The sequence below is a fragment of the Bradyrhizobium sp. USDA 4354 genome (genome assembly GCF_054060315.1).
Map to the genome: position 1 here is coordinate 6,966,674 of NZ_JBSSDC010000001.1, position 25,325 is coordinate 6,991,998.

The 25,325-nt window shown below is 64.0% G+C and carries 19 protein-coding genes and 1 pseudogene; 11 read left to right on the forward strand and 9 right to left on the reverse strand.

Going from position 1 to position 25,325, the window contains the following annotated elements:
- Positions 1-67 precede the first annotated feature (67 nt).
- The 4 genes from alkB to ACVIIV_RS32435 all read right to left on the reverse strand — a co-directional run bounded on the left by alkB (position 68) and on the right by ACVIIV_RS32435 (position 3,662).
- A complete protein-coding gene (gene alkB / locus ACVIIV_RS32420) occupies positions 68-721 on the reverse strand; it encodes a DNA oxidative demethylase AlkB (RefSeq protein ID WP_456747812.1) in 654 nt (217 codons plus the stop codon).
- 9 nt (positions 722-730) lie between these two features.
- Positions 731-1,477, reverse strand: a complete 747-nt coding sequence (locus tag ACVIIV_RS32425) for a 2OG-Fe(II) oxygenase (RefSeq protein WP_456747813.1) — start codon at positions 1,475-1,477, stop codon at positions 731-733.
- 156 nt (positions 1,478-1,633) lie between these two features.
- Positions 1,634-2,320, reverse strand: a complete 687-nt coding sequence (locus ACVIIV_RS32430; RefSeq protein ID WP_456747814.1) for a DUF2848 domain-containing protein — start codon at positions 2,318-2,320, stop codon at positions 1,634-1,636.
- Complete coding sequence (locus ACVIIV_RS32435; RefSeq protein ID WP_456747815.1) at positions 2,313-3,662, reverse strand: amidase; 1,350 nt, start codon at positions 3,660-3,662, stop codon at positions 2,313-2,315. Before ACVIIV_RS32435 ends, ACVIIV_RS32430 begins: the two co-directional genes overlap by 8 nt.
- Before the next feature lie 179 nt (positions 3,663-3,841).
- Between ACVIIV_RS32435 and ACVIIV_RS32440 the strand changes: the two genes are divergently transcribed.
- The 4 genes from ACVIIV_RS32440 (at position 3,842) to ACVIIV_RS32455 (ending at position 7,717) form a co-directional block, all read left to right on the forward strand.
- Complete coding sequence (locus ACVIIV_RS32440) at positions 3,842-4,255, forward strand: Zn-ribbon domain-containing OB-fold protein (RefSeq protein ID WP_128917044.1); 414 nt, start codon at positions 3,842-3,844, stop codon at positions 4,253-4,255.
- 3 nt (positions 4,256-4,258) lie between these two features.
- On the forward strand, positions 4,259-5,398 hold the full coding sequence (locus ACVIIV_RS32445) for a thiolase C-terminal domain-containing protein (protein ID WP_456747816.1): 1,140 nt from the start codon (positions 4,259-4,261) through the stop codon (positions 5,396-5,398).
- Between the two features lie 124 nt (positions 5,399-5,522).
- On the forward strand, positions 5,523-6,437 hold the full coding sequence (locus tag ACVIIV_RS32450) for an SDR family NAD(P)-dependent oxidoreductase (protein ID WP_035709243.1): 915 nt from the start codon (positions 5,523-5,525) through the stop codon (positions 6,435-6,437).
- Positions 6,438-6,550: 113 nt separating this feature from the next.
- The gene (locus ACVIIV_RS32455; protein WP_456747817.1) at positions 6,551-7,717 is read left to right on the forward strand and encodes an SMP-30/gluconolactonase/LRE family protein; all 1,167 of its coding nucleotides are present in this window, start codon (positions 6,551-6,553) and stop codon (positions 7,715-7,717) included.
- Positions 7,718-7,793: 76 nt separating this feature from the next.
- Here the strand turns inward: ACVIIV_RS32455 and ppc are convergent, their stop codons facing one another.
- Positions 7,794-10,583, reverse strand: a complete 2,790-nt coding sequence (ppc, locus tag ACVIIV_RS32460; protein ID WP_456747818.1) for a phosphoenolpyruvate carboxylase — start codon at positions 10,581-10,583, stop codon at positions 7,794-7,796.
- Positions 10,584-12,071: 1,488 nt separating this feature from the next.
- On the opposite strand from ppc, the gene ACVIIV_RS32465 reads away from it, so the two are divergent.
- The 4 genes from ACVIIV_RS32465 to ACVIIV_RS32480 all read left to right on the forward strand — a co-directional run bounded on the left by ACVIIV_RS32465 (position 12,072) and on the right by ACVIIV_RS32480 (position 16,229).
- On the forward strand, positions 12,072-13,178 hold the full coding sequence (locus tag ACVIIV_RS32465; RefSeq protein ID WP_456747819.1) for a TRAP transporter substrate-binding protein: 1,107 nt from the start codon (positions 12,072-12,074) through the stop codon (positions 13,176-13,178).
- Between the two features lie 94 nt (positions 13,179-13,272).
- The gene (locus ACVIIV_RS32470; protein ID WP_456747820.1) at positions 13,273-13,836 is read left to right on the forward strand and encodes a TRAP transporter small permease subunit; all 564 of its coding nucleotides are present in this window, start codon (positions 13,273-13,275) and stop codon (positions 13,834-13,836) included.
- Complete coding sequence (locus tag ACVIIV_RS32475) at positions 13,833-15,257, forward strand: TRAP transporter large permease (protein WP_456747821.1); 1,425 nt, start codon at positions 13,833-13,835, stop codon at positions 15,255-15,257. Before ACVIIV_RS32470 ends, ACVIIV_RS32475 begins: the two co-directional genes overlap by 4 nt.
- Positions 15,258-16,037: 780 nt before the next feature.
- On the forward strand, positions 16,038-16,229 hold the full coding sequence (locus tag ACVIIV_RS32480) for a hypothetical protein (RefSeq protein ID WP_456747822.1): 192 nt from the start codon (positions 16,038-16,040) through the stop codon (positions 16,227-16,229).
- 377 nt (positions 16,230-16,606) lie between these two features.
- Here ACVIIV_RS32480 and ACVIIV_RS32485 read toward each other — a convergent pair whose 3' ends face one another.
- The 3 genes and pseudogenes from ACVIIV_RS32485 to ACVIIV_RS32495 form a co-directional block, all read right to left on the reverse strand.
- The gene (locus ACVIIV_RS32485) at positions 16,607-17,011 is read right to left on the reverse strand and encodes a YccF domain-containing protein (protein ID WP_456747823.1); all 405 of its coding nucleotides are present in this window, start codon (positions 17,009-17,011) and stop codon (positions 16,607-16,609) included.
- Between the two features lie 354 nt (positions 17,012-17,365).
- Complete coding sequence (locus tag ACVIIV_RS32490) at positions 17,366-18,910, reverse strand: acyl-CoA synthetase (RefSeq protein ID WP_456747824.1); 1,545 nt, start codon at positions 18,908-18,910, stop codon at positions 17,366-17,368.
- 161 nt (positions 18,911-19,071) lie between these two features.
- Positions 19,072-19,882, reverse strand: a pseudogene (locus ACVIIV_RS32495) (crotonase/enoyl-CoA hydratase family protein).
- 105 nt (positions 19,883-19,987) lie between these two features.
- Between ACVIIV_RS32495 and ACVIIV_RS32500 the strand changes: the two are divergent.
- Together ACVIIV_RS32500 and ACVIIV_RS32505 are read left to right on the forward strand one after the other, a co-directional pair.
- Positions 19,988-20,860 carry an SDR family oxidoreductase gene (locus ACVIIV_RS32500; protein WP_456747825.1) on the forward strand — a complete coding sequence of 291 codons (873 nt, stop codon included), beginning with the start codon at positions 19,988-19,990 and terminating at the stop codon, positions 20,858-20,860.
- A gap of 234 nt (positions 20,861-21,094) precedes the next feature.
- The gene (locus tag ACVIIV_RS32505) at positions 21,095-22,672 is read left to right on the forward strand and encodes a fatty acid--CoA ligase (protein ID WP_456747826.1); all 1,578 of its coding nucleotides are present in this window, start codon (positions 21,095-21,097) and stop codon (positions 22,670-22,672) included.
- A 255-nt stretch (positions 22,673-22,927) separates the two neighbouring features.
- Here the strand turns inward: ACVIIV_RS32505 and ACVIIV_RS32510 are convergent, their stop codons facing one another.
- Entirely contained in the window at positions 22,928-24,202 is a 1,275-nt protein-coding gene (locus ACVIIV_RS32510; RefSeq protein ID WP_456747827.1) for an acyl-CoA dehydrogenase family protein, read from the reverse strand.
- A 211-nt stretch (positions 24,203-24,413) separates the two neighbouring features.
- Between ACVIIV_RS32510 and ACVIIV_RS32515 the strand changes: the two genes are divergently transcribed.
- A complete protein-coding gene (locus tag ACVIIV_RS32515) occupies positions 24,414-25,193 on the forward strand; it encodes an enoyl-CoA hydratase-related protein (RefSeq protein ID WP_456747828.1) in 780 nt (259 codons plus the stop codon).
- Positions 25,194-25,325: the final 132 nt, after the last annotated feature.

Consider the following 25,325-nt stretch of genomic DNA (forward strand, 5'->3'; position numbering starts at 1 on the left):
GAGGCGAACCCGGAACCTCGAGATTCCGGGTTCGATGCTTCGCATCGCCCCGGAATGACGACAAGCGTCACCGCGTCCTCCGAAACGTCAGATTGATCCGTTTCCGTCCCAGCAGTGCGTGCTCGCCATCCGCGAGCGGCGCGACGCCATGATAGGCCAGCCTGCTGGTCCCGCCCCAGACCACGACGTCACCATGCACAAGGCGGAACCGACGCGGCTTGTCGCCGCGTGCCAGGCCACCGAACAGGAAGGTCGCGGGCAGGCCGAGCGAGACCGAGACGATCGGCGCCGAATAGTCGAGCTCGTCCTTGTCCTGATGCAGCGACAGACGCGTTCCGGGCTCGTAGCGATTGACGAGGCAGGCATCGGGCGCGAAGTCTTGGAAGCCGCCCTGCTCCGCCGCGCGACGGGCGAGATCCCGAAGCACCGGCGGCATCGCGGGCCACGGCGCGCCGGTTCGCGGATCGATGGGATCATAGCGATAGCCGGTGTGGTCGGTGATCCAGCCGCGCTCGCCGCAATTGGTCATCGCCACCGACATCTGGTAGCCGCCGGGCGTGGTCATTCGCCGGAACGGCGATTGCGCGACGATGGCGCGCACCGCTTCGATCAGCTCACTCTCGATCGGCTTGACGAAGCCGCGCAGCAGCACGGCGCCGTTCGCAATCTCCTCGCGCGACGGCTGCGCCTCGGCGACCGTATCGAACAGATCACCCGTCAATCGCAACGCTCATTTGGCATCATGGAAGATCACACCCAGCGTGTGGCGATGACCGGCCCTGATCCGGCTGACGCCGTGGCGCAGATTAACGCGGTAGGTGCCGCGTGTCCCCTGCACCGGGCGGTGATGCACAGCGAAGGCGACCGCATCGCCCTGCGCGAGCGGCACGACCTCGGCGCGGGACTGCATGCGCGGGCGCTGCTCGGTCAGCACGAACTCGCCACCGGTGAAATCGCGCCCGGGCTCGGAGAGCAGGATCGCGACCTGGAGCGGGAAGACATGCTCGCCATAGAGATCCTGGTGCAGGCAATTGTAGTCGCCGGCCTCGTATTGCAGCAGCAGCGGTGTCGGCCGCACCTGCCCGGCCTCGTGGCAGCGCTTCAAAAACGCCGCATGCGCTGTGGGATAGCGGATGTCGATGCCCATCGCCTCGTTCCAGCGATTGGCGACGGCTTGAAGATGCGCATAGAGCGCCGGACGGAGCTGCGCGATGAGGTCGGGCAGCGGATAGGCGAAATACTTGTACTCGCCGCGGCCAAAACCGTGACGGCCCATGACGATGCGGCTGCGGAAGTGCGCGTCGTCCGGATAGAGCGCGGTGACGGCGCGGCATTGGTCGGGTGTGAGCAGATTCTTCAGGACGGCGCAGCCCTGGGTGTCGAGTTCTGCGGTGATTTGGGGCCAGTCGAGGCCATCGACGCGGGCGGCGAGGTCGGCTGAGGGCGAAGGAGGCGATTTGCGTGCTGTTGCTGTCATAGCCACCACCTTCGCAAGACCGGACCGCCTACCGCCACCCGATTTCCGACTATCTCCCCGTCATTGCGAGGAGCCCTTGCGACGAAGCAATCCAGACTGGTTCCGCAGAGGGATTCTGGATTGCTTCGCTTCGCTCGCAATGACGGCGGGGTAGACCTAGCCCCTCACCGGCAGCGTCGTCACATCATATCCGTGCCTGATCGTCCGCTTCAGCACCGGGTCTTCCAGCTCGAACTCGAAGCGATCGGCGGGGCGGATGCCGCCTTTGGCGGCGAAGGTGCCGCCGAACATGGCGCAGCCGTCGGGGAACTTCCCACCTGGAAAGCCGCGCGCGATGAGATCGGCGACCGGCAGCATCGCATCGAGCGTGCCCTCCTGATAGAGCACGCGCTCGCCCTTGATCGTGGCGTAGGAGCGCAGGATCATCTTGTCCCAATGGCTGATGACGTCCTCGAGCTCCCACAGCGTCGAGGCGATCGGCTTGTCGCACATCTGCTTGGAGACCGTGACGTTATAGGCCTCGACCTTGCGGTCGGTGTGGTCGGAGCCGCAGCCGACGAAGATGCGGCCCTGCCAGCCGATCAGCACGAACTCGACCTCGCCGGACGAGTCCCCGCCGCAACATTCGATGCTGTCCTCCTGGGTCAGCCGCCGCGCCGAGGCGCGGTAGTAGATCGGCGTCGAGGCGGGGCGCGCGATGCCCATGGCTTCGAGCTCGGCGATGTGCTTGTCGCGCGCGACCGTGTCGCGGCCGGTCCAGCCGGCGATGACCATCTGGTCGATCGCCAGTGTCAGCGGCGTGGTGGTGTCCTGGGCATCGACGGTGAAAGTGAGATCAAACACGAATGACGGCCTCCATGCCGGCAGCAAGTTCGAAGATACGACGGTCCGAGCCGCCCGCGCCCGCCAGCATCAGGCCGACCGGGACGTCGCCCTCGCGGTGACAGGGCAGCGAGATGGCGCAGCCGTCGATCATGTTGATGAGGGTGCAGTTGCGCAGCGCACGCAGGTTCTGGGTGGTAAAGGCCTTGTCATCAGCGAGATCGGCAATCTTCGGCGGGGTGTTGGCGGTGGTCGGCAGCACCAGGGCGTCATAGGGCGCGATGCGCGCGTTGACGCGGGCGATCAGCGAGCGGCGCTCGTTGAGCAGATCGATGTAGTCGGCCGCGCTCTGCGCCTCGCCGCGCATGATGCGCACGGCAACCCTGGGATCGTAGACGTCGCCTTTGGCCGTGATGAGATAGCGGTGCCAGGCGTAGCTTTCGGAGGCGGCAAAACCTCCCTTGGCGTTCATCGGGCCGACGTCGTGGAATTCGGCCATCTCGATCCGCTCGATGATGGCGCCGTGATCGGCAAGCGTCTTCAGGGAGCGCTCGAAGGTCTTGGCCACTTCTGCATCGAGATCGTCGAGCGCGATCGTGGTCGGCACGGCGAGCCGCATGCCCTTCACGGACCGCGGCTTCAGCGCGCTGATGGGCTCGTTCGCGAGCACGGCATCGAGAATGGCACAGCAGCTGACCGATCGCGCTAGAGGCCCGATGCTGTCGAGCGAGAACGACAGCGGCACCGAGCCGTCGAGCGGCACGCGCCGCTGCGTCGGCTTGTAGCCGACGATGCCGTTGAAGGCGGCCGGAATGCGGCAGGAGCCGCCGGTGTCGGTGCCGAGCGCGCCATGCGCCATGCCGTCGAGCACGGACACCGCGGCGCCCGAGGAGGAGCCGCCGGGCACGTGACCTTCGGCCCGGTTCCAGGCACCTTTCGGCGTGCCGTAATGCGGGTTGATGCCGATGCCGGAATAGGCGAACTCGGTCATGTTGGTGCGGCCGATCAGCACGAAGCCGGCCTGGCGCAGCCGCGCGACCGCCGCCGCATCGTGCTCGGCCGGATCGGAATCGTCGAGCGCACGGGAGCCGGCGCGCGTCGTCTGCCCCTTGATGTCGAACAGATCCTTGATCGAGATGGGAATACCGGCATAGGGCGACGGCGCCGCCTTGACCTTGCGCAGGGCATCCATGGCGTCGGCGGTCGCCAGCGCGGCCTCCTTGTCGACACGGATGAAGGCGCGCTGTCCTTCGCCTGAGGGATCGGCGATCCTGGCGATGCAGGCCTCGACCAGCTTGCGGGAGGTGGTGCGGCCGCTTTCGAGGTCGTCGGCGAGCTTCGCCAGTGTCGGAAAATCGGGCATGTCTGTCTCACGGAATATTGGCGCGCGCAATCTATAGCGCTGGCTCAGCTCGACACAAGCATTGTGCGCATGATGGCATGCATGCGCATTGCTGGACCGTTGACGCGCCATGGTTGATTGTCGCATCAAGATCGAAACAGGCAGGCGTGAAGTCTGCCTTTTTGGGAGGGGTCTCCGAGATGGCCGAACCGCAGCGCGCGCGACCGAAACCGACGCCGGAGACCCAGCATTTCTGGGACGGCACCAAGGCGGGCGAACTGCGCCTGCAGCGCTGCGACGCCTGCGCGCATGTCTATTTCCCACCGCGGCCGTTCTGCCCCTCCTGCGCCTCGCGCAAGGTCTCGGTCTTCAAGGCGAGCGGCAAGGGCTTTCTCTACAGCTACGTAATCAACCATCGTCCCGCCGCGCCGGGCTTCACGCCGCCTTATGCGATCGCGGTGGTGGAGCTTGCCGAGGGACCGCGGATGATGAGCAACATCATCGACTGCCCGCAGACGCCGGAGGCGCTCGAGCTTGACATGAAACTGGAGGTCGCCTTCCAGGCGCTCGACGACAAGATCACCCTCCCCGTGTTTCGTCCGGCGAAGGGGTAAGCCATGCGCAGGAACCAGGTTGCCGTCGTCGGCGCGGCCGAGACCACCGAGCTCGGTGTCATCCCCAACGCCTCGCAGCTCCAGCTCCATGCGGATGCGGCGCTCAATGCCATCGCGGATGCGGGACTGAGGCTCTCCGACATCGACGGCTTCGCCACCGCGGTCGAGACGCCGCAGCAGGTCTGCCACTATCTCGGCATCAAGCCGACCTGGGTCGACGGCACCTCGGTCGGCGGCTGCTCCTTCATGCTGCATGTCCGCCATGCGGCGGCGGCGATCGAGGCCGGCCTGTGCAAGACCGTGCTGATCACCCATGCCGAGAGCGGCAAGTCGATGATCGGCAAGCTGCCGCGCTCGATTCCCGCCGACAGCCTGCAAGGCCAGTTCGAGGCGCCCTATGGCGTCTACGGCCCGCCCAGCATGTTCCCGATCCCCGTGCTGCGCTTCATGAAGACCTACGGCATCACCCATGAGCAGCTTGCTTCGGTAGCGGTTGTGCAGCGGGAATGGGCGGCGAAGAATCCGCGTGCGATGATGAAGGAGCCGATCACGGTCGCCGACGTGCTCAACTCGCGCATGATCGCCTATCCGTTCCGGCTTCTGCAGTGCTGCCTCGTCACCGACGGCGGTGGCGCGCTGATCCTGACCTCGGCGGACCGCGCCAAGGATTTTCCGAGGAAGCCCGTCTACATCATGGGCACCGGCGAGAGCGTGGAAACGCCGATGGTCAGCCAGATGGAGACCTTCAACTCCTCGCGCGCGTTCAAGGTTGCCGGCCCCCTCGCCTTCAGGGAGGCCGGCATCGCGCACAAGGACGTCGATCATCTCATGATCTATGATGCGTTTGCGCATCTGCCGCTGTTCGGGCTCGGCGACCTCGGCTTCATGCCATATGAAGAAACCGGCAGGTTCATCGCGGAGGGCAACACGCGCCCCGGGGCTAAGCTGCCGCTCAACACCAATGGCGGCGGCCTCTCCTACATGCATTCCGGCATGTACGGCATGTACGCGCTGCAGGAGAGCGTCCGCCAGATGCGCGGCATCGCGCCGGCGCAGGTGCCGAACGCGAAGATTTCGGTGTGCCACGGTGTCGGCGGGATGTTTGCCGCGAGTGGCACGATCGTGTTTACGAACGAGAGGTAATGGCACCGTCATTCCGGGGCGCGCAGCGCGAACTATGGTGCGCAATTGCGCACCTGAGAATCTCGAGATTCCGGGTCTGGTGCTTCGCACCATCCCGGAATGACGGACACAACAGGAGAACCACATGAGCAAATCACTGCAAGACAAGGTCATCATCGTCACCGGCGCAGGCCGCGGCATCGGGCGCGAGATCGCGCTGCTCTGCGCCGGCGAGGGCGCCAAGGTCGTCGTCAACGATCCCGGTGGAGCCGCCGACGGCGCCGGCTCGAACGCGGCGCCCGCCGAGGAAGTGGTCGAGGAGATCAAGAAGCGTGGCGGCACCGCGGTCGCCAATTTCGAGAGCGTCGCGGAAGCGATCCCGGCGAGCAAGATCGTGAAGACCGCGACCGATCATTTCGGCCGGCTGGACGGCGTCGTCAACAATGCCGGCATTTTGCGCGACATGATCTTCCACAAGATGAGCGTGGAAGCCTTCGAGGCCGTCATCAAGGTGCATCTGATGGGCTCGTTCTATGTCAGCCACGCCGCGGCGCGCATCTTCCGCGAGCAGGAGAGTGGCTCCTTCGTGCACTTCACCTCGACCTCCGGCCTGATCGGCAATTTCGGCCAGGCCAACTACGCCGCCGCCAAGCTCGGCATCGTCGGACTCTCCAAATCCATCGCGCTCGACATGGGCCGCTTCAACGTCCGCTCCAACTGCGTCTCGCCGTTCGCCTGGACGCGCATGATCGGCACCATCCCGACCGAGACCGAGGCCGAGAAGGCGCGGGTCGAGAAGATCAAGCAGATGGGACCGGAAAAGATCGCCCCGCTCTGCGGCTATCTGCTCGGCGACTCCGCCAAGGACGTCACCGGCCAGATCTTTGGCGTGCGCATGAACGAGATCTTCCTGTTCAGCCAGAACCGGCCGATCCGCTCGGTGCAGCGGAGCGAAGGCTGGACGCCGCAGTCGATCGCGGAACACGGCATGCCGGCGCTGAAGGGCTCGTTCTACAAGCTCGACCGCTCCGCCGACATCTTCACCTGGGATCCGGTGTAACCGTCCCAGCCTTTGCTGCATTGCGAGCTCCGACTGCCCGGCCGGAGATCGCCCGCTTTACGCCCGATTGCGGGCGGATGGTTTGCTCCCAACGAAAAAATCGGGAGGCAACCATGACAAAACCACTGACCATTCCCGCAGGTACCAGCGAGCCGTCTCTCGCGCGCCGCACCCTGTTGAAGGGCGCGGCGGCCGCAGTTGCGGCGACGGGCGTCACCATGAACGGAGCCTTAGCAGCTTCCGTCGCCCCCCTCGGCCAGACCGGCGCACCGACGAGATCGACGGCGCCGCTGCCGCTCGGACCATTGCCGGGTAGCCGCTATCCCGATTCTCATCTGGAATCGGCCAAGAAGGGACCGCCGTCCTTCGGCCCCTCCGGTTTCCCTGCCTTCGCCGGCACCATGGCGGTCGAGCGCGTCGCAACCGGCTTCCGTTGGGCCGAGGGGCCCGTCTATTTCGCAGCCGGGCGATACGTGTTGTTCAGCGACATTCCGAACAACCGCATCATGCGCTTCACCGAGGATGACGGTCATCTCAGCGTCTACCGCCAGCCGTCGATGAACTCGAACGGCAACACGATCGATCGCGAGGGACGGCTCATCACCTGCGAGCATAGCGGCCGGCGTGTGACGCGGACCGAGCTCGACGGCTCGATCACGATCATTGCCGACAAGTTCAACGGCAAGCGGCTGAACTCCCCGAACGATGCGGTCGTGACTGCCGATGGCGCGATCTGGTTCACCGATCCCGCCTACGGCATCGGCGGTTTCTACGAGGGGATCAAGGCCGAGCCCGAGCAGGACAAGAAGAACGTCTACCGGGTCGACCCGAAGTCCGGAGAGGTCAAGGTCGTGGTCGACGATTTTGTGGAGCCCAACGGGCTCGCCATCTCACCCGACGAGAAGAAGCTCTACGTCTGCGACACAGGGTTCACGGACGGGCCGGACAACCCTTCGCATATCCGCGTATTCGACCTCGACGTTGCGGCAGGCAAAGTCTCGAACAGCAAGGTCTTTGCAGACATGCCGAAGCCCGGCATCACCGACGGCGTCCGCTGTGACACCGAAGGACGGGTCTGGTGCTCGGTCGGCTGGGGCGATCCGAACGAAGACGGAGTGCGCTGCTATACGTCGTCGGGCGAGTTGCTCGGCAAGATCCATATTCCGGAAACGGTTGCGAACTTGTGCTTCGGCGGCCAGCAGCGAAACAGGCTCTATATCTGCGGCTCGACATCGCTCTATGCCGTCTACACCAGTGTGCAGGGCGCGATGAAGCCGTGAGACATGCGAATGGCGAGCGGGGAGTGGCGAATAGTGAACATGCTTCCTTTTTGCTACTCGCCATTCGCTATTCGCCCTACCCGGTATTCCTCAGCCCGGCCGAGATGCCGTTGATCGTCAGCTGAATCCCGCGCAGCACCTGCTCGTCCGGGTTCTGCGCGCGGTGCTCCCTGAGCAACTCGACCTGGACGTGATTGAGCGGATCGAGATAGGGGAAGCGGTGGCGCACCGAGCGCTCCAGCAGCGGGTTGCTCTGAAGCAATCGGTCCTGGCCCATGATGTCGAGCAGCGTCTCGATGCAGGAATGCCATTCGCGGCGGATGCGGCCGAAGATTTTTTCGCGCAAGGCTTCGTCCGGCACGAGCTCGGCATAGCGCGAGGCGATCGCGATCGAGCTTTTGGCGAGCACCATGTCCATGTTCGACAACAGCATGCGGAAGAACGGCCATTCCTTATAGAGCTCCTTCAGGAACGGCATGCCCTGTTGCGGATGCTCCGCGATCCACTGCTCGACCGCGCTGCCAAAACCGTACCAGCCCGGCAGCATCAGGCGGCACTGCGCCCAGGAGAACACCCACGGGATCGCGCGCAGATCCTCGATCGCGCGCGTCTTCTTGCGCGAGGCCGGACGGCTGCCGATGTTGAGCGTCGCGATCTCGTTGATGACGGTTGAGGCCCAGAAATAATCGACAAAGCCTTCGGTCTCGTAGACGAGGCCGCGATAGGCCTTGAAAGCGAGATTGGAAAGCTCGTCCATCGCGACCAGATATTCGCGGCGCGGCGCGCTCTGACGCGGATGCAACAGGCTTGCTTCGAGCGTCGCGGCGGCGAGGATCTCCAGATTGTTGCGGCCGACCTCGGCATTGGAATATTTCGAGGAGATGATCTCGCCCTGCTCGGTGATGCGGATCTGCCCGTTCACGGCGCCGCCGGGCTGCGCGATGATGGCGTCATAGCTCGGCCCGCCGCCGCGGCCGACCGAGCCGCCACGGCCGTGGAACAGGCGCAGCCGCACGTGGTGCCGCTCGAACACTTCGACGAGTCCGATCTCGGCCTTGTAGAGCTCCCAGCCCGAGGTGACGAAGCCGCCGTCCTTGTTCGAGTCGGAATAGCCGAGCATGACCTCCTGCACGCTGCCGCGGCTGTCGACGAGGCGACGGTAATCGTGCAGCGACAGCATGCGGTCCATGATGCCGCTGGACGCCTGCAAGTCCTCGATGGTCTCGAACAGTGGCACGATGTTGATGGCGCTGCGCCCGGAGGGATGGACGAGGCCGACCTCCTTCAAGAGCACCGCGACCTCGAGCATGTCCGACATGCCCTTGCACATCGAGATGATGCATTGGGGAATGGCATCCGAGCCGAACTTCGCATGCGCTTCCGCGGCGGCATGGAACACGTTGAGCTCGCCCATCGTCTCGTCGCTGTACTTGACGAAGGGCGACACCAGCGCGCGCGTCGAGCGCAATTCGTTGGTGAGCAGCGAGATGCGCGCGTCCTCGCCGAGCGCAAGATAGGACATGCCGGGATTGGCGGCATCCATCAGCTCGGCGATGGTGCGTTCGTGCACGGCCGAGTTCTGCCGGATGTCGAGCCGGGCCAAATGGAAGCCGAAGCAATCCACCGCGCGGCGCAGCAGCCGCAGCCGGCCACGGGCGATGACGCGGGCGTTGTTGGAGATCAGCGAGCGGTGCAGCACGTCGAGATCGGCCTGCAGCTCCCTGACGCTCTCGTATGGCGCCGCTTTGCCGACCGGCCGGCGCGTGATCTCGACCTCGAGCTTTTCAGCCGTCGCGGTCAGGCGCGCATAGATACCTGATACCGCAAGGCGGTAGGGCTCACCGCTCCGGTGCGGCGAGGTGTCCGGGGAACGCTCCGCCAAGGTGCGCAGCTCTTCGGAGACGTCGGCGAGGTGGGCCGCGATCGACAGCTCCGAGCCGAGCACGTGCAGCTCGTTCAGATAGAACTGCATGACGCGGCTCGACTGTAGCCGCAGCGTACCGCGCATGACATCGGCCGTGACGAAGGGATTGCCGTCGCGGTCGCCGCCGATCCAGCTGCCCATGCGCAGGAAAGAGGCGAGCTCGCTTGCCGCATGCTCGCCGCCCTCCTCCAGCCGGTCCTCCAGCGCGTTGACGAGGCGCGGCACCTCGCGCAGGAAGGTGTAGTCGTAGAACGACAGACCGTTCCCGACCTCGTCGAGCACGGTGAGCTTGGTCCGGCGCAACAGGTTGGTCTGCCACAGCGTCAGCACCTCGCGGCGGAGTTGCTCGTCGCTGGCATCTGCCTCCTCCGCGGTCAGCGCAACGCGCTCGCGGCGGTCGAGCAGGGCTGCAATCTCCATCTCGCGGTCCATGGTGCTCTTGCGGCGGACCTCGGTTGGATGCGCGGTCAGCACCGGGCTGACCAGCGCCGTTTTGAAGAAGCTGCGCAAGACGTCCGCGCCGATGCCAGATTCCCTGGCGTGGGCCAAGGTCTCCGCCAGCACGCCGGAGCCGCCATCCTTGCCGGCACGCATCTGGCGGATGTTGTTCTGGTCCTCGGCGATGTTGGCAAGATGCGAGAAATAGCTGAAGGCGCGGACGATCCGCACCGTCTCGGAGATCGACATGCTGTCGAGGATCTGCTCGAGCTCGCGGCGCGCGAGCCGGTCCTCGTCGCGGTGGAACCGGATCGAGGTCTGGCGGATGCGCTCGACCAGGTCGAACAGATCAGCTCCCTCCTGGTTGCGCACGGTATCGCCGAGAATGCGCCCGAGCAGGCGGATGTCGTCGCGCAGCCGCGCGTCGGCCTCTAGCGCCTGGACATCCTCAGGGCGGTTGGGGCGATGCTCAGTGGCGTCGGATGGTACGGTCTGGAGGGACATGGCTCGCTCCCCTATTAGAGCTCCCAATGGCTCCCCGGCCCGTCGAGTGTGCGATATTTTTCTACCGCAGCGCAAGATGCAGTTGGTGGCGGCGCACAGTGCTGGGGGTGATGATCACGTGTCCCGGACAAGCAGCAACGCCGCAAGCGTTGCTGCGCCGAGCCGGCCCCCAAAGCCACCGAGCACATTGCCGCAACATGGGCCCCGGCTCTGCAGCCCATCACGCCGCACCGGACGATGCTTCGCATCGCCGGGGGCGCGCTGCGCTGCGTCCGGGGCACGGGGGGTTGCCTGTAATCTCGTCAATGCACATGGGCTCGCCTTCTCGCGGCGCAGGCGCCCGAGCTTTGCTGTCCGTTTCGCCCTCATCGAGAAGAGAGGGCGCAGGGAAGGCCGGGCGCCGGCTGGCACCCAAGGTCCGCACGCGAAAAACGCACGCGGGGTGACCACAGGTAACGCCGGGCTCCCGGCCTTCCCTGCGCAATGGTTTTACGGCTTATGGCGCGCTCTCCCCGGGGAGCGATGCACTATTGCCCCCGTCGCCTTGCAGATGATCGGTGCGCGCACCCGGTCGGGCCGCCTCACCACCGCAAGCCTTGACGCACAGACTCCGGGCGTCAGGACCACACGCTTTTGCCGTCCGCGGACGTCCCTCCCCAAACAGTCGGAAGCTCGCGCGTGCTCGCCCCCAATGCCGAAAAGAAACGCTGTGACCGCGCCGTGTCGTCCGCGGATCGTGACGGCTCACGGGCCTCGGCCCGCCCTGCCATCCCGTCACGCGCCGGCGCTGCCGCGTCCATCGCATCCCAGCCTACGTATCGTGACGATCGCGAAACGTCCCTTTGACGGGCCGGGATGGAGTGCGGTTTACCCGAAACCGAGAATTCGGTCAATCAGAATATTTTGCGCCCCGCCCTTGCCCTGCATGTGGCGTGTTTTGCCCGCCGGGCAACGCGTAGCGCAATCGCATATGGCGTTTTTCGCGAGCTGAGCGCGCGCCTCGTCCTTCGAGACGACCGCGGAGCCTGTCATCGGGCCGCGCTTCGCGCGGACCCGGTGGCGGTCTCCTCAGAATGAGGCTAAGCGGCATCGATGCCGCTGAAACTGCTACAGCGCATTTGGTCCTCATCCTGAGGGCCCGCCAACGGCGGGCGTCTCGAAGGATGGCCACAGAGAGGTCGCTCTCAAATGCGATAGCCCTGGAGCAACGTGAGGCTGGTGGCACGAGCCGCAGCCAAAGGCGCCCCGGGGCGTCTGGTTTGCTACCGACAGCCAGCGTAACAAACGAATGGAGCTTCATCGCCCAAGGGCCAAGCGCTGACGTCTTGACCATGTCCAATTCCAGCGCTTGCTACGGCCAGAAAGCAAGATGACAACTTGCGGCGATGGTGGCAGAATGGTGACAGACGTGGTTTGAAGACGTGGCGACCAAGAACAACGAAGAGAATAATTCGCCGCGGTCACGTTGTCCAAGGGAGGAGATTGCTCATGAAACGCTTGTTTCTGGGGATGGTCGCCGTTGCCCTGATCGCTTCGGCGTTTGTCGTATCCACCACAACAGTCATGGCGCAGACGAAGGTGTTGAAGATGCAGGCCACATGGCCGGCGTCGCTCACGCTCTATGACAACTTCACCTATTTCGTCGACCGGGTGAACAAGCTGTCCGCTGGTGCGCTGAAGATCGAGGCGATGCCGGCCGGCCAGGTCGTGCCGGCGTTCGAGGTGCTGGACGCAACCCACAAGAAGGTGCTCGACGGAGCGCATGCGTGGGCCGGCTACTGGACCGGCAAGAACAAGACCGCGATCCTGTTCACCGGCGGTCCCGGCGGCACCTTCGGCATGGACTTCATGGACGTGATGGGTTGGCTCTATCACGGCGGCGGCCTCGAGCTTTACAACGAGTTTTATCAGAAGGAGCTCAAGCTCAACGTCGTCGTATTCCCCATCCTGCCGGCAGGCCCGCAGGCGTTCGGCTGGTTCAAGAAGCCGATCCAGACGGTCGAGGACATGAAAGGCATGAAATGCCGCCAGACCGGCATGGCCGGCGAAGTGTGGCAGGCGCTCGGCTTCACGGTGGTCAACATGCCGGGCGGCGAGATCATTCCCTCGGCGCAGCGCGGCGTGATCGATTGCGCGGAATGGGTCGGCGGTATCGAGGACCTGCAGCTCGGCTTCCACAACGTCTGGAAGTATCACTATTCGCCCGGCTTGCATGAGAACGTGACGGTCGGCGAGCTCGTCATCAACGGCGATGTGTGGAAGGAGCTCAGCCCTCAACATCAGGAGATCATCAAGTCGGCGGCCAACGAGACATTCCTCGTCTGGTGGACCAAGTGGCAGCGCCAGAACGCCGATGCGCTGATTGAGATGCAGCAGAAGCACGGCGTACAGATCCTGCGCACGCCGACGGAGATCCTGCTGGCCTTCATCAAGAAGTGGGACGAGATCGCGGCGGCCGAGGGCGCCAGGAACCCGTTCTTCAAGAAGGTGCACGACTCGCAGAAGGCCTATGCCAGCGCTGTGGTGCCGTACAAGAGGTCCTACTTCCCGCCATACTCCTTCATGGCGAACAACTACTTCCCGACCGAGAAATAGGACTTCCTCCGAGGGCGGCCGATTTGGCCGCCCTCAATTCGCACGCAGGCGGCCTGCTTTGCGCCGCACGAATGATCGGCGAAAGGGGCGAGGCATGGCTGAGATAACAGGCAGGCAGCCGCCGGCGCTACTGGCCATCATCAGGATGATCGACGGCTTCACGGATCGGACCGGCACGATCATCTCGTGGCTCTCGGTGCCGCTGGTTCTCGCCGTCGCCTACGAGGTTGGATCGCGTTACCTGTTCAACGCACCGACCATATGGGCCTATGACGCAACCTACATGCTGTACGGCTCGCTCTTCATGCTTGGCGCCGCCTACGCGCTGCACAAGGGCGCTCATATCCGTACCGACTTCTTCTGGGAGAAGTTCTCGATCCGCAGGAAGGGCTGGATCGATACGATCTCCTATGTCGTCTTCTTCTTCCCGAGCCTGATCATGCTGCTCCTGATCAGCTGGAACGAATTTCACTACGCCTGGCTGATCAACGAGACTTCGGACCAGACACCGTGGCGGCCCGTGCTGTGGCCGTTCAAATTCGTCGTGCCGTTCGCCTGCCTCCTGCTGCTGGTCCAGGGCGTGTCCGAGTTGATCAAGAGCATCTACATGGCGCGCACCGGCGTCGAACTGGAGCACAAGGAGAAGGTCGAGATATGACCGCAGAAGCGCTCATCGGCCTCATCATGCTGCTGGTGCTGCTTGGCGCGATCTTCATCGGTGTGCCGATCTCGTTCACGTTGCTGTTTCTCGCCTTCTCGTTCGGCTACTGGGGCATGGGCGGGACGGTCTTCGAGCTTGGTTACTTCCAGACCATCGGCATGATGAAGGAAGAACTCCTCGCCGCCGTGCCGCTGTTCATCTTCATGGGGTTCATCACCGAGCAGGCGGGACTCATGGAGCGCCTTTTCACGGCGTTCCGCATGCTGCTTGCGCCGGTGCGCGGAGCACTCTTCCTCGTCGTCATCCTGACCTCGACCGTGTTCGCGATGGCGACAGGCATCGTCGGCGCCGCCGTCACCGTTCTTGGCATCATGGCCTCGCCGATCATGACGAAGGCGGGCTATGATGCCAAGCTTTCAGCGGGCACCATCACGGCGGGCGGCACGCTCGGCATTCTCATTCCCCCGTCGGTCATGCTGATCGTGATGGGGCCGGTGCTCGGGGTTTCGGTCGCCGATCTCTATGCTGCAGCCTTTGGACCGGGCTTTCTGCTGGCCGGCATCTACATCGCCTATCTGATGGGCCGCTCCTTCATCAATCCCAAGCTCGGGCCGCCAGTGCCAAAGGATGAGCGGATCTACTCCGCGGGATACATTGCGCGCGAGGTGGTCGTCGGAACGCTGCCTCTGCTCGGGCTCATCACGGCGACGCTCGGCTCGATCATCGGGGGCCTTGCGACGCCGACGGAGGCCGCCGGCATCGGCAGCGTCGGCGCGCTGATCCTCGCCATCGCATATGGCAGGTTCTCGTTCAGCGGATTGCAGCGCGCCATGACCTCGACGATGGCGACGTCGAGCATGGTCCTGCTGCTGGCGGTCACGTCGAACATTTTCGGTGCGGTGTTCGCCCGCCTCGGCTCGGCGAACTGGATCACCGAGACGATGCTCGGCCTGCAGCTGCCGCCGAGCCTCATGCTGATTGTCGTGCTCCTCCTCATTTTCCTGCTGGGGTGGCCGTTTGAGTGGCCGGCCATCATCCTGGTGTTTCTGCCGATCTTCTATCCCGTCGTGAAAGGCATGGGCATCGACCTCATATGGTTCGGAGCGTTGGTTGCGGTGGTGCTGCAGACCGCCTTCCTGTCGCCGCCGGTCGCCATGTCAGCGTACTATCTCAAACAGGTGGTCAAGGGCTGGAGTCTTGCGACGATCTACGCTGGCATGTTCCAGTTCATGATATTGCAGGTGATCTGCGTTGGCCTGATGATTGCTTTCCCGGGCATTGCGACCTGGTTCCCACACACGCTGCACGAAGCATCTCGCAGCCAGGTGATCCCTGAGGAGTACAAGAAAATCCTGGAGCAGCAGAAACAAGCACCGTCCCTGGAAGACGAGGACTGGTTGACACCAAAAAAGAAGTAGCCCGCGCGATTGCGTGCGCTGCGCTGCTCGGTTTCCGCTTCGGACCGGTCAAAAGGGGGACCTTACCCAAACGGCCGCTTGTGGTGGCAAACGGACACTAGCCAGGGTCCGCGGTCGGCACGATCGCCTTTCCGATCGGCCAGAACGTAGACCCTGCGAAACCCATCATGCCTCGCCACCGGCGGAGGGATTGATGGGTTTCGCTGGGCTCTACCCTACGAGCCCTGCTCCCTGCGGGCGACCTCCGGCCTTGGCTCAGCGCCCTCAATTGCGCTGTGCGGTCCAGTAGCCTGAACAGCGCGCGTTCCTGAGTGGCCGCTCCACGTCCCGCGGCCAAAATGGCTCGAGAGCCGACCTGAGCCGGAGGCGAATTTGTCCTGAACTATCACCGACGCCCGAACTGCGCCGGAACGCGCCACATAGCCTCTGAACCGGACCAAATTCGGATGTGTAACTATTCCGTCGGTGATGTTGACGGTGAAATTGTAGGTCGCATCGCAAGGTCCTCTTTGCGTCGCGAAAATGAGGTCCCAGGAGCCGTCGAATGCAGAGCGGGCTTGCGCGACGGAGTGGAAGGCGATCAAGCAGCCCATGATCGCCACACAGGTGAAAAGCTTCTTCATTGTCTGCTCCAAGCTGTCTCCCACACATGGCGAGCGGAGCTGGCGAGTTCAATGCGGCTCGCCCGGGGGGCCGGATCCGGACTCGACCGGGCCACCCGCTTTCCTATAGGTTTACCCATGCGCAGCTGCTTTCCAAGCACAGCCAGCGGTGAGCGAAATGGCTGAAAAAATCGATGTCGAGGTTGCCGGCAAATCGCAGTTTGAAGTCGCCTACGAAATGGCGAGATTCATTCTCGTCAATATGGAAGGCCGCCAAGTGAAGAACATAAAGCGGCAAGAACTCTTGCATTTGGTGGCCGACTGCATCGAAGCCTTGCGCGGCATCAAGGTCAAGGAGATCATCAGCTAAAGAGGTAACTGGCAGGACCCAACCGCATCTTGTCCGTGCGACGAGGAAGCGGCGAAATGTATTTGCCGTGCCCGCAACAAGGCACTCATACGCTGTTAAGTGAAACCCGCCGCGCGTAAGCCTAAGCCGATCAAGCGATCAGTAGCCCGCTAGTCCCAGCGCGACGCACGAGGATGGGCAGATAGCCGAAGCTCATGGCTCCCTCGGCAGAAAGCTTGTGGCATTCGAAAGCCCACGTTCCGGCGCCGAGGCAATCAAGCCCGGATCGGTCCGCTGCTTTTCAGCGAACGCCCGCGTTGGGTCATCAGCCGGCGATGCCCCGCAAGCAGGGCGAATTCCACTCCGCCGCCGGAGGCCGACATTGATGGGTCCACGCCCTAAGCCGGCACGATCACCTTGCCGATCGGCCAGAGCGCGATGCCCGCGAGCTTCAGATGGGCCCAGGCGAAGGGGATGCCGATGATGGTGATAGCGAGCACCAGCGCGGTCACGAGGTGGCCGAGCGCCAGCCACCAGCCGGCGAGCACGAACCAGATGATGTTGCCGATCACCCCGAGCGGGCCGGTGCCGATATCCTCGACGCCGGTCACGTCATAGCGGCTGACCGCCTTCGAGCCGAACGGCAGCAGCGTGTAGACGGCGATGTTGAACGCCGCCCGCGCCCAGGGCAGGCCAATGATGGTGACGGCCATGATGACCGCGGCAATCAGCCAGCCGAACGCCATCCAGGCACCGCCGATGAGGATCCAGAGGATGTTGAGCAGGATGGAAACGGGGGTCATGGGGCGATCCGCGCAGTCGATGATTTTGACTATATAGGCGCGAAAATTGTCCCTGCGAAGACAAAGCCGACGTCCAATCCCGGTTATCTCTCGTGGCCCGAACCGACGTCAACCACACACACCGGCGTCATCCTGAGGTGCGAACCTTGCGATGCTCTTGCATCGCAAGGTGAAGCCTCGAAGGATGGAGCTACCGGCGCTCGCGGCCCATCCTTCGAGGCGCGCAAGGGCGCGCACCTCAGGATGACGGTCGAGTTCGTGGAGACAGCAAGGCAGCCCGGATGAGCGAAGCGACATCCGGGACCTTACTCTCAGTATCCCGGGTATCGCTTCGCTCACCCGGGCTACGGAGTATCAAATCTTCCGCCCCGCCTGCTCCCAATAGGGATCGCGCAGGCGGCGCTTGAAAATCTTGCCGGAATCTTCGCGCGGCAAGCCGCTGCGGATCTGGATGTGCTTCGGCACCTTGTAATCGGCGAGCGAGGTCTTCAGTCGCGCGCGGACATCGGCGGCATCGAGCGTGACGCCGGCTTGCGGCTCGACCACGGCCATCAGCGCCTCGCCGAACTCGGCATCGGGGATGCCGAACACCGCGCAATCGTGCACGCCGGGAAAGGCGTGCAGCACCGACTCGATCTCGGCCGGATAGATGTTGACGCCGCCCGAGATCACCATGTCGCGCTTGCGGTCGCAGATGAAGACGTAGCCGTCCTCGTCGATATAGCCGACGTCGCCGGAGGTGATGAAGCCGTCGCGGTCGATCTCGGCGCGCTTCTCGGGCTTGTTGTGATAGGTGAAATCGGCCAGCTCAGCCATGCGGGAATAGATCTCGCCGATCTCGCCGACGCCGAGCACGCGGCCGTCCTCGCCCAGGAAGCGCAGCTCGGCGCCGGGCGAAATCTTGCCGACGGTCCCGGGCTTCTTCAGCGCATCCTCGGAGGTTGCGAAGGTCACAGCGCTGGATTCGGTCGAGCCGTAGAACTCGTAGATCACCGGCCCCCACCATTCGATCATGGCGCGCTTGATGTCGGCCGGACATGGCGCGGCGGCGTGGATGACGTGGCGCAGCGAGGAGACGTCGTATTTCTTGCGGACCGCCTCCGGCAGCTTCATCAGGCGGATGAACATGGTCGGCACCATGAAGATGGTGTCGATCCCAAAGCGCTCGATCAGCTCGAGGAATTCTTCCGCCTCGAAGCGCGGCATCAGGACCAGCGCGCCGCCGAGCTTGCCGGCCCGGATTCCGAACGAGTTCGGCGCGGAATGATAGAGCGGGCCCGGCAGGAGCGCGCGGGCACCTGGCTTGAGCCCATAGATCATCGCGCGCATGCGCTCGCCGGCCGCCTGCTGCTCCGGCGTCGGGGCGTTGCGGCGGACGCCCTTGGGATGGCCTGTCGTGCCCGAGGTGTAGATCATGTTCATGGGCTGCGGCACGACCGGGCCGTCATAGGGCTGGTGTTGCGCGAGCCAGGATTCGAGATCGATCGCGAAATCGGGGGTCTTCAGATGATCGGAATCGATCTTGTAGTTCGAGCGGATTTCCGGCGGCGTCGGCACGCTGAGCACGGTGACGCCACTTGGGATCGCATCACGCAAGCCGTGCAGCATGTCGGCATGTGCGATCAGGACTGACGTGCCGGAGTCGTTCAGGATGTAGTTGATCTCCTCCGGCTTGAAGTGCCAGTTGATCGGCACGCCGTAGGCACCGAGCCGCATCGCGGCGTAGGCAGCTTCCAGGAAGGCGATGTCGTTGCGCATCAGCATGCAAACGCAGTCGCCCTGCCGGACGCCGAGCTTGGCGAGCCCGGAGGCGATGCGATCGGCGCGATCGGCGACCTCGGCATGAGAGCGGCGGCGGTCACCGGAGACGATGCCGAGGAACTGGGACGTTTCGCTCATTGTTGTTTTCCGATCTTTCGTCGGGTTGAAGCGTGGATACCATTCAGCTCGTCATTCCGGGGCGATGCGAAGCATCGAACCCGGAATCCATTTTACGGCAGAGTATGCGGCTCGATGGATTCCGGACCTGCGCCTACGGCGCATCCCGGAATGACGGAAAATTAATCCGCAAACTTCGGCGCGCGCTTCTCCAGATTGGCGCGCACCGCCTCGGTCTGGTTCGCACTGCCGATCAGCTTCTGCTGCTCGGCGGATTCGGCGAGCAGCGCAGGTCCCGGATCGACCGAAAGATTGTTCAGCATCCGTTTTGCGGCGCGGATCGCGTCCGGGCTCTTGCCGGCGATCTCGCGCGCCACTTCGAGCGCGGCCGCGCGCGGGTCGTCGGCAGATGCGCGTGGCGAGGCCATAAGCCATCGCCTCCTGCGCGGAGAAGATGCGGCCGGTATAGGTGAGATCGCGCAAACTGTCGTCGCGCACCAGCGAGGCCAGGATCGGCGTGCCGGCCATGTCAGGGACGAGCCCCCACTTGATCTCCATGATCGACATCCGCGCGTCCGGGGAGAGAAAGCGCATGTCGGCGCCGAGCGAGAGCTGGAAGCCGCCGCCGAAGGCGACGCCGTGCACGGCCGCAATCACTGGCACCGGAAGCTGGCGCCATCCCCATACCGCCTGCTGCGGGAAGTTCGCCTGGCCGTGCGTGCGCACCGTGAGATCGCGATTTTCGCCACCCGGAATTCCATTACCGCCCTTCTCCTTCATGGCGGCAAAACGCCCCATGTCGAGGCCGGCGCAGAAGGCGCGGCCCTCGCCGGACAACACGACGACGCGCACGCCTTTTTCCTTCGAAAGCCGGTCGGTTGCGGCAACAAGGGCCTCGAACATGGCCTGATCGAGCGCGTTCATCTTGTCCGCGCGCACCAGACGCACGTCGGCAACGCCTTCCGAGATCGAGATGGAGACGCGATCTTCCATGGATGAATTCTCCCCTGTTCTTGTTCAGTGCCGCTTTACAGGACGCCGGCGGCCGGATTTAGTCAATCAACCAATTAACTGACAATCCGTACGGGAGAAACAGCGATGTTCAAGGAAAATCTTCTGGCCGGACGGCGCATTCTCGTGACCGGCGGCGGCACTGGGCTCGGCAAATCGATGGCGGCGCGCTTCCTCCAGCTCGGCGCCGAGGTGCACATCTGCGGCCGGCGCAAGATCGTCTGTGACGAGACCGCAACCGAGCTGATGGCCGAGTATGGCGGCCGCGTCACCAGCCACGGCGTCGACATCCGCAATGCGCTCGCGGTCGAGGAGATGATCGAGACCATCTTCCGCGATGGGCCCCTCACCGACCTCATCAACAACGCCGCCGGCAATTTCATCTCGCGCACCGAGGAGCTCTCGCCGCGCGGCTTCGACGCGGTCGCCAACATCGTCATGCACGGCACGTTCTATGTGACGCATGCGGTCGGCAAGCGCTGGATCGCCTTGAAGCAACCCGGCAACGTCGTCTCGATCACCACGACCTGGGTGCGCAACGGCTCGCCTTACGTGGTGCCTTCGGCAATGAGCAAGTCGGCGATCCACGCCATGACGATGTCGCTGGCGGCCGAATGGGGCCGCTACGGCATCCGCCTCAACACGATCGCACCGGGTGAAATCCCGACCGAGGGCATGAGCAAGCGCATCAAGCCGGGTGATGAAGCCGGCGCGCGCACCAAGGCGATGAACCCGATGGGCCGCGTCGGCACCATGGAGGAATTGCAGAACGTTGCCGTGTTCCTGATCTCCGGCGGCTGCGACTGGATCAACGGCGAGACCATTGCCATGGACGGCGCGCAGGCGCTCGCCATGGGCGGCAACTTCTACCAGCTTCGCGACTGGAGCGACGACGACTGGAAAGCCGCGCGCGAGAGCATCATGGCGCAGAACGAGAAGGACCGGGCGAAGCGGGGGTAAGCTCTCTCGTGCCCCGGACGCAGTGCAGCGCGCCGCCTTCGGCGTGGTGCACTGCTGAGCCGGGGCCCATCTCTCCCTACACAAAAAGCAGCATGGGTCCCGGCTCTGCGCAGCAGCGCAAGAGCGCTGCAGCGCGTCCGGGACACGAAGCCGTGGCTGATTTGTCCCATCTTGTCTTCACCCACAGATGACGCCACACTCCGCGGCATAAGAACAAGACGCGACGGGAGAGACATGTCCACACAGCCACTGGCTAACCTCGCCGACATGGTGCGCGGGCGCGCCAAGAGCCGCGGCAACGCCATCGCCTTTGAATTCGAGGGCCGCACCACCAGCTTTGCCGAGTTCGATATCAAGACGAACAAGGTCGCGAACGCACTCATAGCGCTGGGCGTCAAGAAGGGCGACCGCATCGCCTATCTCGGCAAGAACAGCGACGTCTATTTCGAGCTCTTGATGGGTGCGATGAAGGCTGGCGTCGTGATGGCGCCGGTGAACTGGCGGCTCGCGGGGCCCGAGGTCGCCTTCATCGTCTCGGATTGCAAGGCGCCGGTGCTGTTCGTCGGGCCGGAATTCATTACGCAGGTTCGCCAGATCAGGGATCAGATACCGGGCGTGCGCACGATCATCACCACCGAAGGCGGCGCACCGGAGTGGCATGATTTTACGGCGTGGCGCGATGCGCAGAGCGGCGACGATCCAAACGTGCCGATCGACACGAAGGACATCGCGATCCAGCTCTACACCTCAGGCACGACAGGCAAGCCGAAGGGCGCGATGCTGAGCCACGCGAACTTCCTGAACCTGGTGCAGACCGGCAATGCCGAGGACAAGCCGGAATGGAACCGGTGGTCGACCGACGACGTCTCACTGGTGGCGATGCCGATCTTCCATATCGGCGGCTCGGGCTGGGGCGTGATGGGGCTCTATCACGGCGCCCGCGGTGTGATCGCGCGCGAGTTCGATCCGACCAAGGTTTTGGATTTCTTCGAGCAGTCGGGCATCACAAAGCTGTTCATGGTGCCGGCGGCGATGCAATTCGTGGTGCGGCAGCCGCGCGCGAAAACGGTCGATTTCTCGCGACTGAAATACATGCTCTACGGCGCCTCTCCCATTCCGGCGGCGCTGCTGAAGGAGTGCATCGAAGTTTTCAAATGCGGCTTCGTGCAGATGTACGGGATGACCGAAACCACCGGCACCATCGTCGCGCTGCCGCCGGAGGATCATGTCGAGGGGCTGGAGCGGATGCGCTCGGCCGGCAAGGCGCTGCCGGGCGTCGAGATCGTGATACTGGACCCCGAGGGCAAGCCGCTGCCGCCGCGCCAGGTCGGCGAGATCGCGACGCGCTCGGGCTCCAACATGGCGGGCTACTGGAACTTGCCGGAGGCAACCGCTGCGACGCTGCGCGGTGACGGCTGGCTGCGCACGGGCGATGCCGGCTACATGGACGAGGACGGCTATCTCTACATCCACGACCGCATCAAGGACATGATCATCTCCGGCGGCGAGAACATCTACCCGGCCGAGGTCGAGAGCGCGCTGTGCGATCATCCTGATGTCGCGGAAGCCGCCGTGATCGGCGTGCCCGACGACAAATGGGGCGAGGCGGTGAAGGCCGTGGTGGTGATGAAGCCGGGCAAGCAGGCAAGCGCCACCGACATCATCAACTTCACCCGCGAGCGCATCGCCGGATACAAGACGCCGAAGAGCGTGGAGTTCTTGCCTGCGCTGCCGCGGAATCCGAGCGGCAAGATCTTGCGGCGGCAGCTGCGCGAACCGTATTGGGCGGGGAAGGATCGGCGGGTGAATTGATCGCGAAATGCCGAAGCAATCCATAGCACCACCGCGGTGACATTTCTGGATTGCTTCGCTTCGCTCGCAATGACGGTGCAGAGACAGTGCGCGCCTCTCTCCTGCGTCATTGCGAGGAGCCCTTGCGACGAAGCAATCCAGACTGCTTCCGCAAGAAGCGGTACCTAGGGCGGGCAAAGGCGCAACGCGCCGTGCCCACCGAGAGAGGTGGTGGGCACGCTTCGCTTTGCCCACCCTACAATAGCAGTGCAAGCCTCAATGCTTGCCCGGCCCCATATAGCCGAACAAGAACCCTGCCACCTTGCGCATCTGGATCTCCTCGCTGCCTTCCGTGATGCGATAGCGGCGGTGGTGGCGGTAGATGTGCTCGAACGGCTTGTGACGTGAGTAGCCCATGCCGCCGTGGACCTGCATGGCGCGGTCGGCGGATTCGCAGCAGAGGCGGTTTGCCCAGTAATTGCACATGGAGACGCGGTCGGACAGCGCGCGCTCGATCTGCTCCTCGGTGAGCTGGTCCATCTCCCAGGCGGTCTTGCGGATCAACAGGCGCAGCATCTCGGCTTGGGTGGCGAGCTCGACCAGCGGAAACTGGATCGCCTGGTTTTCTGCGAGCGCCCTGCCGAACGGCTTTCGCTCTCGGGCGTATTTGACACTCTCGTTGATGCAGTAGACGGCGGCGCCGAGCGAGCTCGCGGCCTGGCGGATGCGGTTCTGGTGCACGAAGCACTGCGCCAGCGACAGCCCGCGGCCGACCTCGCCGAACAGCGCATCTTCGGGCACGAACACGTCGGTGAAGCTGACGCGCGGATGATCGGTCGGCATGTTGAAGGTCCACATATACTCCTCGACCTTCACACCAGGACTCTTGGCCGGCACCAGGAAGCAGGTAATCCCTCGCGCATCGCCGTCATTGCCGCTGGTGCGCGCGAACAGCGCGCAGTGCGTGGCGACGTGCATGCCTGTTGTCCACATCTTCTCGCCGTTGATGATCCAGCCCTTGACGTTGTCGCGGGTCGCGGACACCGCGCGCGTCTCCATGTGGGTCGCGTCCGAGCCGTGATGCGGCTCGGTCAGGCCAAAAGTGATGCGGTACTTGCCCCTGATCGAGCCGTCGATCATCGCCTTCTGATCGTCGCGGCCGTAGCGGTCGAGCATGGTGACGACGGGGAAATTGCCGACGATGGAATGCTCGTTCTGGAGATCGTTGTGCAGGCCGAGGCCTTTCGCGGCAAAATGCTCGCGGATCACGGCCATCCAGAGGTTGGAGCCGTCCTTGCCGCCATATTGCTTCGGCACCGGGAAACGCAGATGGCCGGCGGCGTCGGCGAGATCCTTCGCTTTGCGCAGCAATGCCTCCCATTCATGCCGCGGCAACCCGCCATTCTCGAAATCGGTGCGCGCCCATTCGCGGCGGTGATCGAAGAAGCGGATGTTGTCGTCAGCCTCCTCCAGCGGCTTGATCTCGCGTTCGATGAAACGGTCGAGCTCTCCGAGATAGGCGACGAGATCGGCAGGCAATGAGAAATCCAAGGGTTCTCTCCCGGAATGTTTTATCGTTTTGCGTTAAGGCGCTAAGCGCAGTCTTGCTTCGCATAATTAAGCGGAGAAGAGCACGCGCAAGTCAAGCAAGCCGAGGCGTGACGGCTACGCAAAGCGCCTTGCGCAATTCGATGGTGCTCGAGGTCCCTCGCGCGCTAGTATGACGCCAATATTCCTTGATGAGAAAATGCGGGAGCGCGCGATGGAGCTGAAATTCTCAAAAGTGGAACGCAAGGGGCCGATCACGATCGTCACGTTGTCGCGGCCCGAGGTCTACAACGCGCTGCACACCGATGCGCATTTCGAGCTGCAAAAGGTGTTCGACGATTTCTCCGCCGATCCCGAGCAGTGGATTGCTGTCGTCACCGGCGCCGGCGACAAGGCATTCTGCGCCGGCAACGATCTGAAGTGGCAGGCCGCCGGGGGAAAGCGCGGTTGGGACAAGGGCGGCTTTGCCGGCCTGACCTCGCGCTTCGATTGCGACAAGCCGATCATCGCCGCCGTGAACGGCGTCGCGATGGGCGGCGGCTTCGAAATCGCGCTGGCCTGCGACCTGATCATCGCCGCGGAGAACGCGACCTTCGCCCTGCCCGAGCCGCGGGTCGGCCTTGCCGCGCTCGCCGGCGGCCTGCACCGGCTGCCGCGGCAGATCGGGCTGAAGCGCGCCATGGGCATGATCCTCACCGCACGCCATGTCAGCGCCAAGGAAGGCCTCGAGCTCGGCTTCGTCAACGAGGTGGTGCCGCAGAGCGAGGCACTGACGGCCGCGCTGCGCTGGGCGGAGATGATCGCCAAGAATTCGCCGATGTCGATCCGGGCCTCGAAGCAGGCGATCCAGAAGGGGCTTGGCGTCTCGCTGGAGCAGGCGATCGCGGAGCAGCGCGACTATCCGGCGGTGCAGGCGATGGTCGCCTCGCAGGATTACATCGAGGGCCCAAAGGCGTTTGCGGAAAAGCGGCCGCCGAAATGGGTGGGGAAGTAGGGTCGCGTCTCTCTCTGCTGTCATTCCGGGGCGCGCCCGCTTAGGCGCGAACCCGGAATCCATCTTACGGCAGCGCGTGCGGGCAAATGGTTTCCGGGCTCGTCGCTGCGCGACGCCCCGGAATGACGGTGG

Coding starts and splice junctions, on each gene's coding strand:
- ACVIIV_RS32425 (WP_456747813.1), bottom strand. CDS start 1,477: ATGACAGCAACAGCACGCAAATCGCCTCCTTCGCCCTCAGCCGACCTC.
- ACVIIV_RS32435 (WP_456747815.1), bottom strand. CDS start 3,662: ATGCCCGATTTTCCGACACTGGCGAAGCTCGCCGACGACCTCGAAAGC.
- ACVIIV_RS32440 (WP_128917044.1), top strand. CDS start 3,842: ATGGCCGAACCGCAGCGCGCGCGACCGAAACCGACGCCGGAGACCCAG.
- ACVIIV_RS32445 (WP_456747816.1), top strand. CDS start 4,259: ATGCGCAGGAACCAGGTTGCCGTCGTCGGCGCGGCCGAGACCACCGAG.
- ACVIIV_RS32450 (WP_035709243.1), top strand. CDS start 5,523: ATGAGCAAATCACTGCAAGACAAGGTCATCATCGTCACCGGCGCAGGC.
- ACVIIV_RS32455 (WP_456747817.1), top strand. CDS start 6,551: ATGACAAAACCACTGACCATTCCCGCAGGTACCAGCGAGCCGTCTCTC.
- ppc (WP_456747818.1), bottom strand. CDS start 10,583: ATGTCCCTCCAGACCGTACCATCCGACGCCACTGAGCATCGCCCCAAC.
- ACVIIV_RS32465 (WP_456747819.1), top strand. CDS start 12,072: ATGAAACGCTTGTTTCTGGGGATGGTCGCCGTTGCCCTGATCGCTTCG.
- ACVIIV_RS32470 (WP_456747820.1), top strand. CDS start 13,273: ATGGCTGAGATAACAGGCAGGCAGCCGCCGGCGCTACTGGCCATCATC.
- ACVIIV_RS32475 (WP_456747821.1), top strand. CDS start 13,833: ATGACCGCAGAAGCGCTCATCGGCCTCATCATGCTGCTGGTGCTGCTT.
- ACVIIV_RS32480 (WP_456747822.1), top strand. CDS start 16,038: ATGGCTGAAAAAATCGATGTCGAGGTTGCCGGCAAATCGCAGTTTGAA.
- ACVIIV_RS32485 (WP_456747823.1), bottom strand. CDS start 17,011: ATGACCCCCGTTTCCATCCTGCTCAACATCCTCTGGATCCTCATCGGC.
- ACVIIV_RS32490 (WP_456747824.1), bottom strand. CDS start 18,910: ATGAGCGAAACGTCCCAGTTCCTCGGCATCGTCTCCGGTGACCGCCGC.
- ACVIIV_RS32500 (WP_456747825.1), top strand. CDS start 19,988: ATGTTCAAGGAAAATCTTCTGGCCGGACGGCGCATTCTCGTGACCGGC.
- ACVIIV_RS32505 (WP_456747826.1), top strand. CDS start 21,095: ATGTCCACACAGCCACTGGCTAACCTCGCCGACATGGTGCGCGGGCGC.
- ACVIIV_RS32515 (WP_456747828.1), top strand. CDS start 24,414: ATGGAGCTGAAATTCTCAAAAGTGGAACGCAAGGGGCCGATCACGATC.